This window comes from Photorhabdus heterorhabditis (assembly GCF_018448905.1).
In the GTDB taxonomy this organism is placed as follows: Bacteria; Pseudomonadota; Gammaproteobacteria; order Enterobacterales; family Enterobacteriaceae; genus Photorhabdus; species Photorhabdus heterorhabditis.
Genome location: NZ_RCWA01000057.1, coordinates 1 through 17,531 on the forward strand (window position 1 = coordinate 1; position 17,531 = coordinate 17,531).

At 49.6% G+C, this 17,531-nt stretch carries 1 protein-coding gene and 1 pseudogene; one reads left to right on the forward strand and one right to left on the reverse strand.

Annotation, left to right across the window (positions count from 1 at the left end):
- Positions 1–15,631: non-ribosomal peptide synthetase (locus EAE89_RS21125; protein WP_214086534.1), on the reverse strand; the 15,631-nt coding region annotated here is incomplete at its 3' end.
- A 1,125-nt stretch (positions 15,632–16,756) separates the two neighbouring features.
- Between EAE89_RS21125 and EAE89_RS23825 the strand changes: the two are divergent.
- Positions 16,757–16,927 (forward strand): annotated as a pseudogene (locus EAE89_RS23825) (IS30 family transposase); the annotation flags it as partial.
- Positions 16,928–17,531 lie beyond the last annotated feature (604 nt).

Sequence of the window (17,531 nt, forward strand, 5' to 3'; positions counted from 1 at the left end):
GATGGTTAGCCAGCCCGAAGACATAGGAATAGTCCCCCATTCCACTGGGAACAAAGAACAATGGCTGCTCTGTTCCATCAAGTCGCACCGATATGGCACTGTTTTGTGGCTGGGACAGCGAATCTGATGTGATTTTTGCGGCCAGTTCAGTCAGTACCGGGAATTGGAACAACGCATTCAATGTACAAACCAAGCCCCGACCAGCAGCAAGGTTTGTCATTCGCATAGCGAGTAATGAATGGCCGCCCAGTGCGAAGAAACTATCGTACCGACTGACCGGCTCAACGCCCAATAACTCACTCCAAATCTCTGCCAATGCAGTTTCTATTTCTCCGAGTGGTGCTTCGTAAACCTGACGGGCAAAGGCTTGATTGTCCGGTGTCGGTAAACCACGACGATCCAATTTACCATTAGGGGTCAACGGAAACGCATCCAAGCGCACAAAGGCTGACGGCACCATATAATCAGGTAAAATTGTACTCAGGTGGGTACGTAGGCTATTAACTAGCCCCTCATTCGCTTGCGCCACTACATAGGCGACTAAATGTTTATCCTGTCCTTCACCCCGTGCCAACACAACGGATTCTCTTACCGCGGGATGCTCCATCAACCGGGCCTCAATTTCCCCCAGTTCAACACGGAATCCGCGGATTTTCACCTGATGGTCATTACGGCCAAGGAATTCCAGGTTGCCGTCTGGCTGGTAGCGGGCCAAATCCCCGGTGCGGTACATGCGTGCACCCGGATCATCACTAAACGGATCAGTCAGAAAACGTTCAGCCGTTAACTCAGGACGATGGAGATAACCCCGTGAGACACCGACTCCGCCAATATACAATTCTCCCACCGCTCCTGGCGGTACTGGCTGACCATCAACGCCCAGCAAGTAAACACGTGTATTCGGCAGTGGACGACCAATGATATTGGCCTGCCCTACCGTTTTGTTCAGACAGGACATCGTCGATGTAATCGTGGTTTCTGTAGGACCGTAGCAATTAACCAAAACCGGGTATTCACGGTGAACCAATAACCAGCGTTGCAACTCATGATCAGATATCGCTTCCCCTCCAATGCAAATAATCCTTAAGCCCTTATAGATATCGCCTTCATTAGCATTTGATATTATCCGCCAGAATTGGGCAGGTACCGCAATATATGTAATTTCATAGGATTCACACAGACGCCAGAACTCCTGTGCACTAAGGACCCACTGATTTGTCCTCAAGACTAATCGTGCCCCCTGTGTTATTGCGCAAAATATTTCTGATGCACAAACGTCAAAAGAGAGGTTGCAAAATTGTAATATATGGTCACATGCATTAAACAACCATTTCGTGTTCAGCGAAGTAATTTGATTGACCAGTTGCCCATGTTCAACCATCACTCCCTTCGGCGTACCAGTAGAACCTGAGGTGTAAATCACATAGGCCAGATGCCGTGAGGTCAATTCAGATACCTGCGGATTACTGTCCGGCTGGTCAGGCAATACATTCGGATCAAGTACCGTCAGCCCGGCAAGTGCTTTTTCGCCCAGCGCTGTACGCCCGGCGACATCGGCCAATAAAATAACCGGTGAAACATCAGCCAAAATATACAATAGACGTTCGCCCGGATAATCCGGATCTAGCGGCACGTAGGCTGCTCCCGCTTTCAGCACTGCCAGCAATCCCATCACCATTGCCGGTGAACGTGCTACACAAATCGCTACTCGCTGGTCCGGTTCAACACCCAACTCAATCAGTTGATTAGCTAGCCGGTTAGCACAAGCATTCAGTTCTGCATAGCTAAACGTCTGCTCTTCATAGACCAACGCTGTGACATCAGGCGTTCTCTCCACCTGTTGTTCAAATAGTTGATGAATACACCCTTGGTCAAGATACGCTGTTTCTGTGGCATTCCAGGTTTTCAACAACAGTTTCCGTTCCGCTTCTGGCAAGATCTCCAATACCCGCACCGGCGTTTCCGGGGCCTGTTCCAGCACTTCCACTAGGCTCTCCAATGCCTGTTGCATATAACCACATACCCGTTCTGACTCAAATGGCTGGACAACTTGCGCCGTCAGCCCCAATGCGTCACCAAAATCCTCTACCGATAAGGCAAACGGATAGTTGGTAAGCTCCCGCGCGTTAAGGAATTCAATGCCTTGTACAATCTCATCGGAAGTCATCGACTGATCATTATGCCGGTAATTCAACAGGGCGCTAAAGAGTGGAGCGCCATCCTGTACACCACTACAACGCTGAGCCAGCGCCAGTGAGCCGTGCTCATGTTCTAACAATCCCGCCAGTCGGGTATGTGTTACCTGTACACTATCACGCACCGACGTATCATCGATATCCAACCGTAGCGGCAAAGTATTGATAAACAGCCCCATACCACTGTCAACGCCTTTCCCCACCGCCATGCGCCCAAATACTACGGTACCGAACACCACCTGTTCCTGCCCGCTAGCACGCGACAACACTTGCGCCCAAGCCAGATGACACATAGCCGCCAAACTGACACCCAAACGCCGGGCCTGACTACGCAGACGGCTATTCAGCTCAGGAGCCAACATCCGGTGCGATTCCGTCACCTGTGAACCATCACGATGCACCTCTGTCAATCCGAATGGCAACGTTGGTTCATCCACTTCAGCCAGCATGTCGGTAAAGAAGCGGATATGGGCTTCCTGACTCACCCCCAATTGGGCTTGAGCCACCAGATTACGGAAAGATACTGGGGAAGGCAGGCTGTCCTCTTGTCCGGCAAGATACGCCTGAACCTCGCTGTTCATCACATCCAGCGTGGTATGGTCACCAATCAGATGATGCAGCAATTGCAGGGCAATCCAACGTCCATCTATTTCCTGTGCCACCACAAACCGCAACAACGGTGCCTGATTCAGGTCAAGGCGATAGTGGCAAGGATCAAAATGTTCAGCCAATTGCTCGCTAACCGATCCATCAGTCGGGTCCAATGTCAGTTCAGTCACTGACAAGGATGCCTGACGCCAAACCACCTGAGCTGGCACTGATAGCCCTTCCCAGATAAAGGCGGTCCGCAGGATATCGTGTCTATTAACCACCTGTTGTACCGCTGCCAGATAACGATCCAGCAGAGTTCGATCAGCAAATGCCATTTGGCCGGATAGCAAATACGGATCACCTTCGTTTGCCAGTAAATGGTGGAATAAAATACCGTCCTGCAACGGTGACAGAGCATAGATATCCTGAATATTGGCAACCCCACCCGGTACTTGACCGACGATACGGTCAATCTCTGGCTGAGTCAGATCTATTAGCGGCAACATCACCGGCGTCAACGCCGTAGTTGCCGATGTAATGACATTAGGCGGTACTATCACGGCTTGATACTGACCCAACGTTTGAGCCAAATCTGACAGCACCGGAGACTGGAACAAATCACGTGCCGCCAATGTTAACCCCAGAGGACGCAAGCGTTCAATCATCCGCACCGCGAGCAGGGAATGGCCGCCCAACGCAAAAAAGCTGTCATGCCGGCTAACCTGTTCAATCCCCAGTAATTCACGCCAAATCGCCGCTAGGGCAATTTCCGTTTCTCCTTGTGGCGCTTCGTAAATCTGACGGGCAACAGCTTCATGATCCGGTGCCGGTAGCGCACGACGATCCAACTTACCGTTCGGAGTCAATGGAAACGCATCCAGACGCACAAACGCTGACGGCACCATATAATCAGGCAAAATGGCGCTCAGGTGATCTCGCAAACTACTCACTAACCCTTCATCCTCTGACGCCACTACATAGGCAACCAGCCGTTTATTCTGCCCATCATCGAGCGCCAACACAGCAACTTCACGTACCGCCGGGTGCTCTACCAAACGCGTCTCAATTTCCCCCGGTTCAATCCGAAAACCGCGGATTTTGACCTGCTGGTCATTACGACCAAGGAATTCCAAATTACCGTCCGGCAGATAACGAGCCAAATCCCCAGTCCGGTACATGCGCGCATCCGGATTGTCACTAAACGGATCAACTAGGAAATGTTCGGCGGTTAACTCAGGGCGATTGAAATAACCCAGAGCCACCCCATCTCCCCCAACATAAATCTCGCCGATAACTCCTAGTGGTACTGGCTGTTCATAAGCATCCAGTAGATAAACCCGTGTGTTAGCGATTGGCCGACCAATGGGAATTCGAGTCACTCCCTGCGGTAACGCCTCAATAGGGTAAATCGTAGTAAAGGTGGTACCTTCACTTGGACCATAAGCCTGCAATAATTGTTGTGGCGGACGATTATCCAGAACCTGAGCAATCACATGTAAATCGGGTATGTCTCCCCCGAAAATCAGGATCTTAATCCGCGGAAGAACCGGGGATAACTCTGCCGCCAGCCGGTTAAACAACCCGATAGTCAACCAAAGAACCGTGATGCGGTGAGCTTGTAAAGCTTGTACTAACTCTTGTGGTGTCAATAAGGTAGCATGGTTGATAATCACCAAAGCACCGCCGTTGAGCAACGGCGCCCAAACTTCAAACGTGCTGGCATCGAAAGCCGGATTAGCCGTAAAGGCAACCCGGTCATCCGGTCCGATTTCAGCATAGCCATTATTAATGACCAGCCGGACCACTGCACGATGCGACACGATTACCCCTTTTGGCAAGCCAGTTGAACCGGAGGTATACATGATATACGCGGATTCGGCGCTAGAACGTGGTAAATCAGGGTTAATGCGATCTTCCTCTCTGACCATATCTGTCTCATCAGAGAGATAAAACAGCGGAACAGAGAGGCCAACCGGAACATCAGATTGCCCATCAGTAATCAGCAATTTAGCTGAACAATCGTTTATCAACCAATTTTTCCGTTCATCCGGTATGCTGGGATCTATCGGTACGTAAACAGCGCCGACTTTGAGAATTGCTAGTTGAGCGATTACCAGTTCAATGGAGCGTGCGAACAAGGTCGCAATATGATCACCGGGACATCCCCCTTGTTCGATTAGCTGACGAGCCAACCGGTTAGCACAAGCATTCAGCTCCGCATAGCTCAGGGGTTTATCTCCCAATATCAGTGCCGTCGCCTCTGGGGTTCTCTTCGCTTGCTGCTCAAACAATTGATGAATGCATAGTTGCTCAGGATATGGTGCTTCAGTCGTGTTCCACGTTTCCAGCAATAACCTCTGTTCCACTTCAGGTAAGATGTTCAATGCACGTACCGGCTTCTCTGGCGCTTGTTCAAGCGCCGCCACCAGACTCTCCAACGCCTGTTGCATATAACCGCATAGGCTTTCCGGATCAAACGGTTGCACTACCTGAGCCGTCAGCCCCAGTGACTCACCAAAATCCTCCACCGACAGTACAAACGGATAGTTGGTCCGCTCCTGTCCGCCAAAAAATTCAATACCGCTTATCAATTCATCTGACGTTTCCGGCAAGGCATTATGTCGATAGTTCAACAGACTATTAAAGAGTGGGATCTCACCCTGCACACCACTGCAACGTTGAGCCAGTGCCAGTGAAGCGTGCTCATGTTCTAATAATCCGGCGAGTCGGGTGTGTGCTACCTGTACGCTATCCCGTACCGAGGTCTCATCGATATCCAGCCGTAATGGCAACGTATTGATAAATAACCCCATGCCATTCTCAGCACTCCCTCCCGCCTGCATACGCCCAAACAGCACCGTACCAAACACCACGTTCTTCTGACCACTAGTGCACGACAATACCTGCGCCCAAGCCAAATGACACAACGCCGCCAAACTGACGCCCAAACGCCGAGCCTGACTACGCAGACGATCATTCAGCTCAGGAGCCAACATCCCGTGAAACTCCACCACTTGCGAACCATCACGATGCACCTCCGTCAACCCGAATGGTAGAGTCGGTTCATCCACCTCTGCCAACATATCGGTAAAGAAGCGGGTATGCGCTTCCTGACTGACACCTAACCGAGACTGAGCCACCAAATTGCGGAAAGGAACCGGCGCAGGCAGGCTGTCCTCCTGACCCGTCAGATATGCCAGTACTTCACGGTGCATCACTTCCATCGTTTCATGGTCGCCGATCAAATGATGATGCAATTCTAGTAGGAACCAGCGACCATCGGTTTCTTGGGCAATGACAAAACGCAATAGCGGCGCCTGACTCAGGTCCAGACGATACTGACCCGGATCAAAACGCCGGGCTAACTGGTCACTGACCGGACCGTTCGTCGGGTTCAGTGTCAACTCCGTCACTGACAATGGGGACTGACGCCAAACCACCTGCACCGGAACTGACAATCCTTGCCAGATAAAGGCGGTACGTAAAATATCATGCCGATCAATTGTCCGTTGAACCGCCGTTAGATAACGATCCAACAGAGATCGGGCAGCAAAAACCATCTGGGTGACTAACAGATACGGATCACCCTCTTTTTCCAATAGATGGTGGAATAAAATGCCATCCTGCAACGGCGATAGCGCATAGATATCCTGAATATTCGCTATCCCGCCCGGCACTTGCTCGACGATGTGATCAATTTCAGACTGGGTCAGATCAACCAACGGCAGCAGATCGGGTGTCAGCACCGTAGTATCCAGTGTAATACAATTGTCCGGCACCCGAATTTCATTATGCTGACCCAGAGACTGTGCCAAAACACAAAGTGTTGGATGTTGAAATAACGTTTGTACCGATATGCCCAAACCAATACGCCGCAATCGTTCAATCATGCGCACAGCGAGTAGTGAATGGCCGCCCAGCGCAAAGAAGCTATCATGCCGACTTATCTGTTCAACGCCCAGCAGTTCACACCAGACAGCTGCCAACATCTCTTCTATCTTCCCTTGCGGGGCTTCATAGACCTGACGAGCAAACACCTCTTCCCCCGGTGCAGGCAATGCCCGGCGATCCAGCTTACCATTCGGGGTCTGTGGGAAAGTGTCTAGGCGTACAAAGGCTGCGGGTATCATATAGTCAGGTAAAACGGCACTCAGATGTTCACGTAAGTCAACAATCAATCTCTCATACGCTTCCGCCGCTACATAGGCAACCAGCCGTTTACCCAGCTCATCATCCAACGCCAGCACTACAGCCTCTTGTACCGCTGGGTGTTCTACCAACCGGGTTTCAATTTCCCCCAGCTCAACCCGGAAACCGCGAATTTTAACCTGTTGGTCATTGCGGCCCAGGAATTCCAACTCACCATCCAGCAGGTAGCGGGCCAAATCCCCAGTGCGATACATCCGCGCACCGGATACCGGGCTAAAGGGGTCCGGCATAAAACGTTCTGCACTCAATTCTGGCCGGTTCAGATAACCCTGTGCCACCCCCACGCCACCAATATACATTTCGCCAATGCAGCCTAATGGCACTGGCTGGCTGTATCTGTCCAGTAGGTAGATACAGGTATTTTTAATCGGCCTGCCTATAGAACGATCATCCGCAGAGGATAATATTTCCTTACAGGTCGCCGTCACAGTATTTTCCGTTGGGCCATAAGCATTCAATAGCTGGGGTCGATGGCCTTCTTGCGTAAACCAGTCCTGAATAGCGTTCTTTTTCACCGCCTCACTACCAATGATGATCAGCCTGAGACAATCTGGCAGCGGCCATCCGTTGTCTCTGGCCGCCAGTTCAGACCAGAATAAAGTCGGCAGAAACAGAACCGTGATGCGGTTTTGCTGAGTTAAAGCAATAAATTCCGGCATCGAAGCCAGCCAACTGTCATCCCGAATAACCAGCGTAGCCCCGTTACATAGTGACGAGAAGCACTCTTCCACTGAAACATCAAACGCAAAAGCAGCAAATTGCAACACTCGGTCTTGCTCGGTAATAGCATAGCGTTCATTAACCCCCAAATAGCGTTGATACAGCGCCTGATGTTCCACCATCACCCCTTTAGGCTGCCCGGTGGAGCCAGAGGTATAAATAACATAAGCCAGATTCTGTGGCATCAACGCCGGGATCTGCGGGTTGCTGTCCAGCTGATCAGGCTGGATATTTGGGTCAAGTACCGTCACCCCGGCCAACGCCTTGTCATCCAGTGCTGCTCGTCCGATTACATCCGCTAATACCACTGACGGAGCCGTATCATTCAGGATATACACCAGACGTTCCGCCGGGTAGGTTGAATCCAGCGGCACATAAGCCGCACCCGCTTTCAGCACTGCCAACAGTGCCACTACCATAGCCGGTGAGCGTGTCACGCAAATCGCCACCCGCTGATCCGGCACAACCCCCAGTGCAATGAGCTGATGGGCCAGACGGTTAGCACCGGCATTTAATTCGTCATAACTGAGACTCTGCTCTTGATACACCAGAGCCGTAGCTTCCGGGGTTTTCTCTGCCTGTTGCTCAAACAACTGATGAATACATAACGCGTCAGGATACGCGGTTTCTGTCGCATTCCAGGTTTCCAACAACAGCGTACGTTCCATTTCAGGCAAGATGTTCAACGCTCGTACTGGCGTCTCCGGGGTCTGTTCAAGGGCTTCCACCAGACTCACCAACGCCTGCTGCATATAATCGCATATTCTATCCGGTTCAAACGGCTGCACCACATGAGCGATCAGCCCCAAAGTGGACCCATCGTCCTCTACCGACAGTCCAAAGGGGTAGTTAGTACTTTCCTGTTCGCCCAGGAATTCAATACCGTCCAGCGTTTCATCGGAATTTCCCGACTGATCATTATGTCGATAGTTCAACAAGGAGCTAAAGAGTGGCGTACCGCTGGCAACCCCACTGCACCGCTGGGCCAGCGCCAGTGAAGCATGCTCATGCGCCAGCAACCCAGCCAGTCGTAGATGCACCGCCCGCACGCTGTCACGTACCGGAGTATTATCTATATCCAGACGCAATGGCAGGGTATTAATAAACAGCCCCATCCCACTATCAGCACCTTCTCCCGCTGCCATACGGCCAAACAACACCGTGCCGAATACCACTTTCTCCTGACCACTGGTACATGACAGTACTTGTGCCCAAGCCAGATGACACAAAGCCGCCAAACTGACGCCCAAATGCCGGGCCTGATGGCGAAGACGGTCACTCAACTCGATCGTCAGCATCCGGTGAGATTCTATCTCCTGCGATCCATCACGATGCACCTCTGCCAATCCGAACGGCAGCGTTGGCTCATCCACATCCGCCAACATGTCGGTAAAGAAACGGGTGTGCTCTGCCTGACTCATCCCCAGTTGGACCTCAGCTACCAGATTGCGGAACGGTACCGGGTCAGGCAAGCGGTCCATTTGCCCGGAAAAATAGGACTGCACTTCACGGTTCATCACTTTCATTGTGGTATGGTCACCAATCAGGTGATGTTGCAATTCCAGTAAAAACCAGCGGCCATCGGTTTCCTGTGCCACCACAAAACGCAACAGCGGTGCCTGACTTAAATCGAGACGATAATGACGAGGGTTAAAACGTTGCGCCAGTTGATCACTAACCGGCCCATCAACCGGGTCCAGCATCAATTCAGTCACCGACAAAGATGCCTGACGCCAGACTACCTGAGCCGGGACAGACAATCCTTGCCAGATAAAGGCAGTCCGCAGAATATCATGACGATCAACCACCAGTTGCACCGCCGTCAGATAACGATCCAGCAAAATCCGATTAGCAAAGACCATCTGACTCGCTAACAAATACGGATCACCTTCGTTTGCCAGTAAATGGTGGAATAAAATACCGTCCTGTAATGGCGACAAGGCATAGATATCCTGAATATTGGCAACCCCACCCGGCACTTGTCCGACAATAGAGTCAATCTCTGGCTGAGTCAGATCTATCAGCGGTAACATTGCCAGTGTTAATACCGTGGTTGCTGGCATAATAACATTAGCAGGCACCATTATAGCCCGATGCCGCCCCAACATTTGAGCCAGCTCTGACAACACCGGCGACTGGAACAGATCACGCACCGCCAATGTCAACCCCAGATGACGTAAGCGTTCAATCATCCGCACCGCGAGCAGGGAATGGCCGCCTAACGCAAAAAAGCTGTCATGTCGGCTAACCTGTTCTATTCCCAGTAATTCACGCCAAATCGCCGCCAGGGTAATCTCCGTTTCTCCTTGAGGCGCTTCGTAAACCTGACGGGCAACGGCTTCATTATCAGGTGCCGGTAGCGCACGACGATCCAACTTACCGTTCGGAGTTAATGGAAACGCATCCAGACGCACAAACGCTGACGGCACCATATAATCAGGCAAAATAGCGCTCAGGTGAGCACGTAAATTATTAACCAGCCCCTCTTCATCCTCTGGCGCCACTACATAAGCAACCAGCCGCTTGTCCTGACCGTCACCCAACACCAAAACAACAGCCTCACGCACTACAGGGAGTTCTACCAGATGAGCCTCAATTTCTCCTGGTTCAATTCGGAAACCACGGATTTTGACCTGTTGGTCATTACGGCCAAGGAATTCCAAATTACCGTCCGGCAAATAGCGTGCTAAATCCCCGGTCCGGTACATACGTGCATTCGGTTGATCACTAAATGGATCAATCAGGAAACGCTCAGCCGTCAATTCAGGGCGATTGAGATAACCACAAGCAACCCCGTCTCCGCCAACATAAATCTCTCCGGTCGCTCCCAACGGCACCGGTTGACCATAAGCATCCAACAGATAAACACGCGTGTTAGCGATTGGCCGACCAATCGGAATCCGAGTCACACCCTGCGGTAACGCCTTGATAGGATACATTGTGGTAAAGGTGGTTCCTTCACTCGGACCATAAGCCTGTAATAATTGTTGTGGTGGACGGTTATCCAGAACCTGAGCAATCACATGCAAATCGGGGATATCCCCCCCAAAAATCAGAATTTTTATCTGCGGAAGGACCGGGGACAGCTCCACCGCTAACCGGTTAAACAACCCGATAGTCAGCCACAGAACAGTAATATGGTGAGCCTGTAAAGCCTGCACTAACTCCTGCGGTGTCAGCAAAGTATCATGGTCGATAACCACCAGCGCACTGCCATTAAGCAAAGGTGCCCACACTTCAAATGTGCTGGCATCAAAAGCGGGATTGGCCGTAAAGGCCACCCGATCATTTGCTCCGATTGCCGCATAGCCATTATTGATGACCAACCGAACCACCGCACGATGCGGTACTATTACCCCTTTTGGCAGGCCGGTTGAGCCGGAGGTATACATGATATAGGCTGACCCGGTGCTGGAACGCGGTAAATTAAGGTTTATCCCCTCTTCAACGCCATCCGCATTTTTCTCATCAGAGAGACGAAATAGCGGAACAGAGAGACCGACCGGAATATCAGATTGCGCATCAGTAATCAGCAACTTAGCTGAACAATCATTTATCAACCAATTTCGCCGTTCGTCCGGCACATTGGGATCTATCGGTACGTAAACAGCACCAACCTTGAGGATAGCCAACTGGGCTACCACCAGCTCAACTGATCGTTGCAATAGGATCACAACGTGTTCATCCGGGCAAACGCCTTGTTCAATCAATTGACGGGCCAAACGGTTAGCACAGGCATTCAGTTCTGCGTAACTGAGGGTCTTATCTCCCGCTATCAGCGCCGTCGCTTGCGGAGTTTTCGCTGCCTGTTGTTCAAACAACTGATGAATGCATAACTGTTCAGGATACGGTGCTTCGGTGACATTCCATGTTTCCAGCAATAACTTCTGCTCCGCTTCAGGCAAGATATTCAATGCACGTACCGGCGTCTCTGGGGCCTGTTCAAGCACTTCTACCAGACTTTCCAAAGTCTGTTGCATATAACCGCATAGCCGATCCGGCTCAAACGGCTGTACCACCTGAGCAGTCAGCCCCAGAGATTCACCAAAATCCTCTACCGACAGCACAAACGGATAGTTGGTTCGCTCCTGTTCACCCAAGAATTCGATACCGTCCATCATTTCATCCGAAGTCACCGGCTGATAATTATGTCGATAATTCAACAGGGCACTAAAGAGTGGCGCACCATTGACAACCCCACTACAACGCTGGGCCAGCGCCAGTGAAGCATGCTCATGCTCCAGCAACCCAGCCAGTCGTAAATGCACCGCACGCACGCTGTCCCGTACCGGAGTCTCATCAATATCCAGCCGCAATGGCAGGGTATTGATAAACAACCCCATACTACTGTCAGCCCCTTCCGCCACCGCCATACGCCCAAACAGGACGGTGCCAAACACCACTTTCTCCCGCCCGCTGGTACGCGACAACACTTGCGCCCAGGCTAGATGACACAAGGCGGCTAGACTAACACCCAAACGTCGGGCCTGATGGCGAAGACGGTCATTCAACCCGACTGTCAGCATCCGATGTGATTCAATCACCTGCGATCCATCACGATGCACCTCCGTGAATCCAAACGGCAGCGTTGGTTCATCCACGTCCGCCAACATGTCGGTAAAGAAACGGGTATGGGCTTTCTGACTCACCCCCAGCCGGGCCTCAGCCACCAGATTACGGAAAGGAACCGGCGCAGGTAGGCAATCTGCTTGCCCAGAAAAATACGCCTGCACTTCACGATGCATCACTTCCATCGTTTCATGGTCACCGATCAAATGATGCTGCAATTCCAGTAAGAACCAGCGACCATCGGTTTCCTGAGCAATAACAAAATGCAGTAACGGTGCCTGACTCAGATCAAGACGATGCTGATCCGGATCAAAACGCCGGGTTAACTGGTCAATCACTGGGCCGTCAGCCGGGTCTAGCGTCAGTTCCGTCACTGGCAACCGCGCCCGACGCAAAACCACCTGTGCCGGGACAGACAATCCTTGCCAGATAAAAGCCGTCCGCAGGATGTCATGGCGATCAACCGCCTGTTGCACCGCCGCCAGATAACGGTCCAGCAGAGACCGGTTAGCAAAGGCCACTGGATAGAGCACCAGATAAGGGTCGCCTTCTTTTTCCAACAAATGATGGAACAGGATACCGTCCTGCAACGGCGACAAGGCATAAATATCCTGAATATTGGCGATCCCTCCCGGCACCTGTTCAACGATGTGCTCAATCTCAGACTGGGTCAGATCAATCAGCGGCAACATCGTCGGCGTCAACGCCGTAGTTGCCGGGGTGATGACGTTAGGTGGTACCATCACAGCCTGGTGCCGTCCCAACGCTTGGGCCAGTTCAGACAGCACCGGAGACTCGAACAGATCGCGCGCCGTCAGTGTTAACCCCCGGTGACGCAAACGTTCAATCATCTGCACGCCAAGCAATGAGTGTCCCCCCAGTGCAAAAAAGCTGTCATGTCGGCTAATCTGCTCAATCCCCAGCAACTCACGCCAAAGTGCTGCCAGCATAATCTCAGCCTCACCCTGCGGGGCTGCATAAATCTGACGGGCAAAATCTTCCTCTCCTGGCGCCGGTAACGCCCGGCGATCCAACTTACCATTCGGGGTCTGCGGGAAGCTATCCAGACGCACAAAGGCCGCCGGTACCATATAATCCGGCAACCGGGTACTCAAGTGTTCACGCAAACGAGCAGCCAACCCCTCATGCTCATGTGCTTCCACCGCCACATAGGCGACTAACCGTTTGCTCTGCCCGTCATCCAGTGCCAGCACCACCGCCTCTTGTACCGCCGGATATTCCACCAACCGGGTTTCAATTTCCCCCAGCTCAACCCGGAAGCCGCGGATTTTAACTTGCTCGTCGTTACGGCCCAGAAACTCCAAATCACCGTCTGGCAAGTAGCGGGCCAAATCCCCGGTACGATACATCCGCGCACCGGATACCGGACTAAAAGGGTCTAGCATAAAACGTTCTGCACTTAAGGCAGGTCGATTCAGATAACCCCGTGCTACCCCCACGCCACCAATATACATTTCGCCAGTGCAGCCTAATGGCACCGGTTGCCCATCTTTGTCCAACAGGTAGATGCGAGCATTTTTAGCCGGTCGGCCAATAGAACGCGCATCCGCCGGTGATAACACATCCTTATAGGTCACTGTCACGGTATTTTCCGTCGGACCATAACCATTCAATAGCCGGGGTCGCTGGCCTTCCTGTGCAAACCAGTCCTGAACAGCGTGCTGTTTTACCGTCTCACCCCCAATGATGATGAGCCTGAGACAATCTGGCAGCGGTAATCCAGTGCCTCTGGCTGCCAATTCAGACCAGAATAAAGTCGGCAACGACATCACCGTAATACGATATTGCCGGGTTAAAGCAATAAATTCCGGTATAGAAGCCAGCCAGCTATCATCACGCATGACCAACGTGGCTCCGTTGCATAATGACGAGAAGAAATCTTCCACAGAAACATCAAACGCAAACGCGACAAATTGCAATACCCGGTCTTGCGCCGTAACGGCATAGGTGTCATTAAAACCCAGATAACGTTGATAAATAGCCTGATGCTCTACCATTACCCCTTTTGGCTGCCCGGTGGAGCCGGAGGTGTAAATCACATACGCCAGATGTTGGGGCGTCAGCTTAGTCACTAATGGATTACTATCCGGTTGGTCAGGTAGAGTATTTGGGTCAAGTACCGTCAGCCCGGCTAACGCTGGTTCACCCAGCGCTGCCTTCCCGGTCGCATCAGCCAAGACCACTGACGGAGCCGCATCATTCAGGATATATGCCAGCCGTTCTCCCGGATAAGTTGAGTCCAGCGGCACATAAGCCCCACCCGCTTTCAGCACCGCCAGCAGCGCTACCACCATTGCCGGGGAACGAGCTACACAAATTGCCACCCGCTGGTCCGGCGCAACCCCCAATGCAATCAGTTGATGGGCCAGGCGGTTGGCGCGGATATTCAGTTCAGCATAGCTGAGAGTCTGCTCTTGATACACCAACGCTGTGGCTTCTGGGGCTTGTTCCGCTTGTTGCTCAAATAACTGATGAATACATAACAGGTCAGGATAGGGAGTTTCAATGGGATTCCAGATTTCTAGCAGCAATGTCCGTTCAGCCTCCAGCAATAAATTAAGCTGCCCGACGGGGATTTCATCACCGCCCTTTTTCGACAATGCCAACACCTGTAAGTGTTCGCTCATCCGCTGAACTACTTCCTCACTCAGACGGTTCTTATCGTAGATCCACCGAAAACTACCACCCTGCGCATTAATCTGAAGGGTCAGCAATTCGCCGGGTACCTCTTGATCATGCTGCCTGTCATCCTGTATCACAGAAACAGCGACCTGCCACGGCTGGCTGCTTGTTAATGCCGGGATAGCTCGCAATAAAGAAGAGCGGGAAAAGAGCTCTCGGCTAAATGTATGGTGCTGTTTCAACCGATCAAGCTCGTCATCAATCTGGTCAGCAATCACACTCCAGAGATCATCAAACGCCACCTCAATGACCATGGGTACCACCGGCGCCAAATCTGCCGAGTTATCGTTTATTTCCACGCACCAACCGATTTGGAATTCGGTCTGATGAGTCAAACGTGCAAGATAGATAACGAATGCCTGCAATAGTGTCCGTAGAGAGTCCTCTTCATCATTTTTTGGCAACGGAGGCTGCCAGGGACTCATTACCCATCTGGGTTCTATCTGTTTCCCGGTGATTTCGAAAGGTAACTGTAAGGGTTGCAAAGAGGCAAGGCGATCACACCAAAATGATTCACTAGATGTAAACACCTGGGGAATATTCTTTACATTCTGAATTTGTTGTGAAGTGTTATTTATGTTGATTATATTTTCTGACGTCTGAGTCTGAAGAGTATTTCCTGCTTCAGTAATGCTATCTTTCATTTATTACCTCAACGAATCTGTTAGAAATTTGATAACTGTCAACAATGACAGTTATCATCAATGTTTTTCTCTTACTTCTTGCCCCCAAGAAATAAAAACGGACACGTCTGACATTAATTCAAGATACTCAGATACTGGATGCCATAGCCCGGTTAATAACAACCAATGAGTCATTCCTCGACGCTAACCTCCTCGATAACGGAATAAATAATTCATCTCATGACCTAGAATAAGACATTCTTTTTTATTCCGACTTTTCGGATAAACGCCTTTAATTTTCTGCTATTTTTATTATCTGACATTGAATTCCATAATAAAAAATGGAATCATTAACTGCATTGATTATACATAAACATCAAATCATTGTTATACCCTTCATCTTTCAAGCTGCTGCTTTGTTGGCTACGTTCACTTACCCCAGTCACAGAGTTATCTATGCTCCCGGGGATGCGTTCACTTGCCGCCGCACTGCAACTTGAAAACTATTGGGTATATAATTTATCCACTTCCTACTAATATCAAATTAAAATTATTTCCAAAAGACATTAAATATTTAAAAAATAATTCATCTTGAATCACCAAAATATGACTTTGATAATCACCTGTAAAATATCTCTTCCACTCTGATAATGAACCGGTATCCCAATTTCAAATATACCCGTTATCTTTCAAGTTGCCTCTTTGTTGGCTGCACTCACCCCGGTCACAGAGTTATCTATGCTCCCGGGGATTCGCTCCCTTGCCGTCGCAATCTATCTTGAAATCCATTGGGTATACAACTTATTCAACATTGGTAAAAAAACTTTTAAGCTCAATTACGTAAAATATAACATCAGATTAAAATAATTCATAATATATTATTTTTCAATGGTAAAAATATGCCACCAATGTAAATATCACAAATAGGAAAATATAAATTAAAAAACCTGATAAAATACCACACTGTAATAATTAGATCATGAAAGAATATAATCACAATTATATTCAACACCATAAATAATTTTAAACAAAAACAACTTAATTATATCATAATAAAACAATGTGATTTATGGCAACACCTCCGAATTACCAGAAAACCCTATCGTAAACACCATGGTCTCTATGAAAAAAGAGGAAAAATTAAAAAATGGGTTAATTAGACAATACTTTCTAAAGAGAACCGGCTTTAATGAAGTTTCTGCTAAGGAAATAAATATTGCGGTAAACCGATCAAATAATTACTCCCGAAAAATACAGAATGGGAAAACACCGGATGAATTATTTAAAAGAATACGAATATATTTACTTCCTGACTAACGGCATTGCACTTATACCCAATAGATTTCAAGATGCATCGCGACGTCTACCACTTTGCATAATACCACCACACTTTCACTGTTCATTTGTCTCTCTGGAAAGGGGGAAGCGGCAAATATAAATTGATTTATTTTTTCCAATAATTACTACGTATATTGGCAACGTATGATTTCAGATAATTAGTCTTAGGTGAATAAACCGGTAAAAACAGCAGATGAGATTTAGTTTTTTTCAATTCATTTATCCACTGCCCAACAGAAGAACGTACAGCACAAAACGTTTCAGCTATCAGAGTAACGCAATTGCTGTGATATCGCCTCAGCATTGTCAGACAGAGGGAAAGGTTTTTACCTGTTCGTGCAATAACAAAAATCCTCTTTTTGCAAGTGACTTTTGTCTGAAATGAGATCTTACTTTGTGATCTGCGTCACATAATTAAACAAAAAAGTAAAATTAATTTGAAATTATTAACATTGGTTATTAAATGATTAATATTAATGCATTTTTTATATATTTTGTAACAGAATAATAACATTGGCCTGTTTTTTGTTTTAAAATATAACCCCCTGTTTTTGCTGCTATCTTAACCAAACCCCGGCTTTTA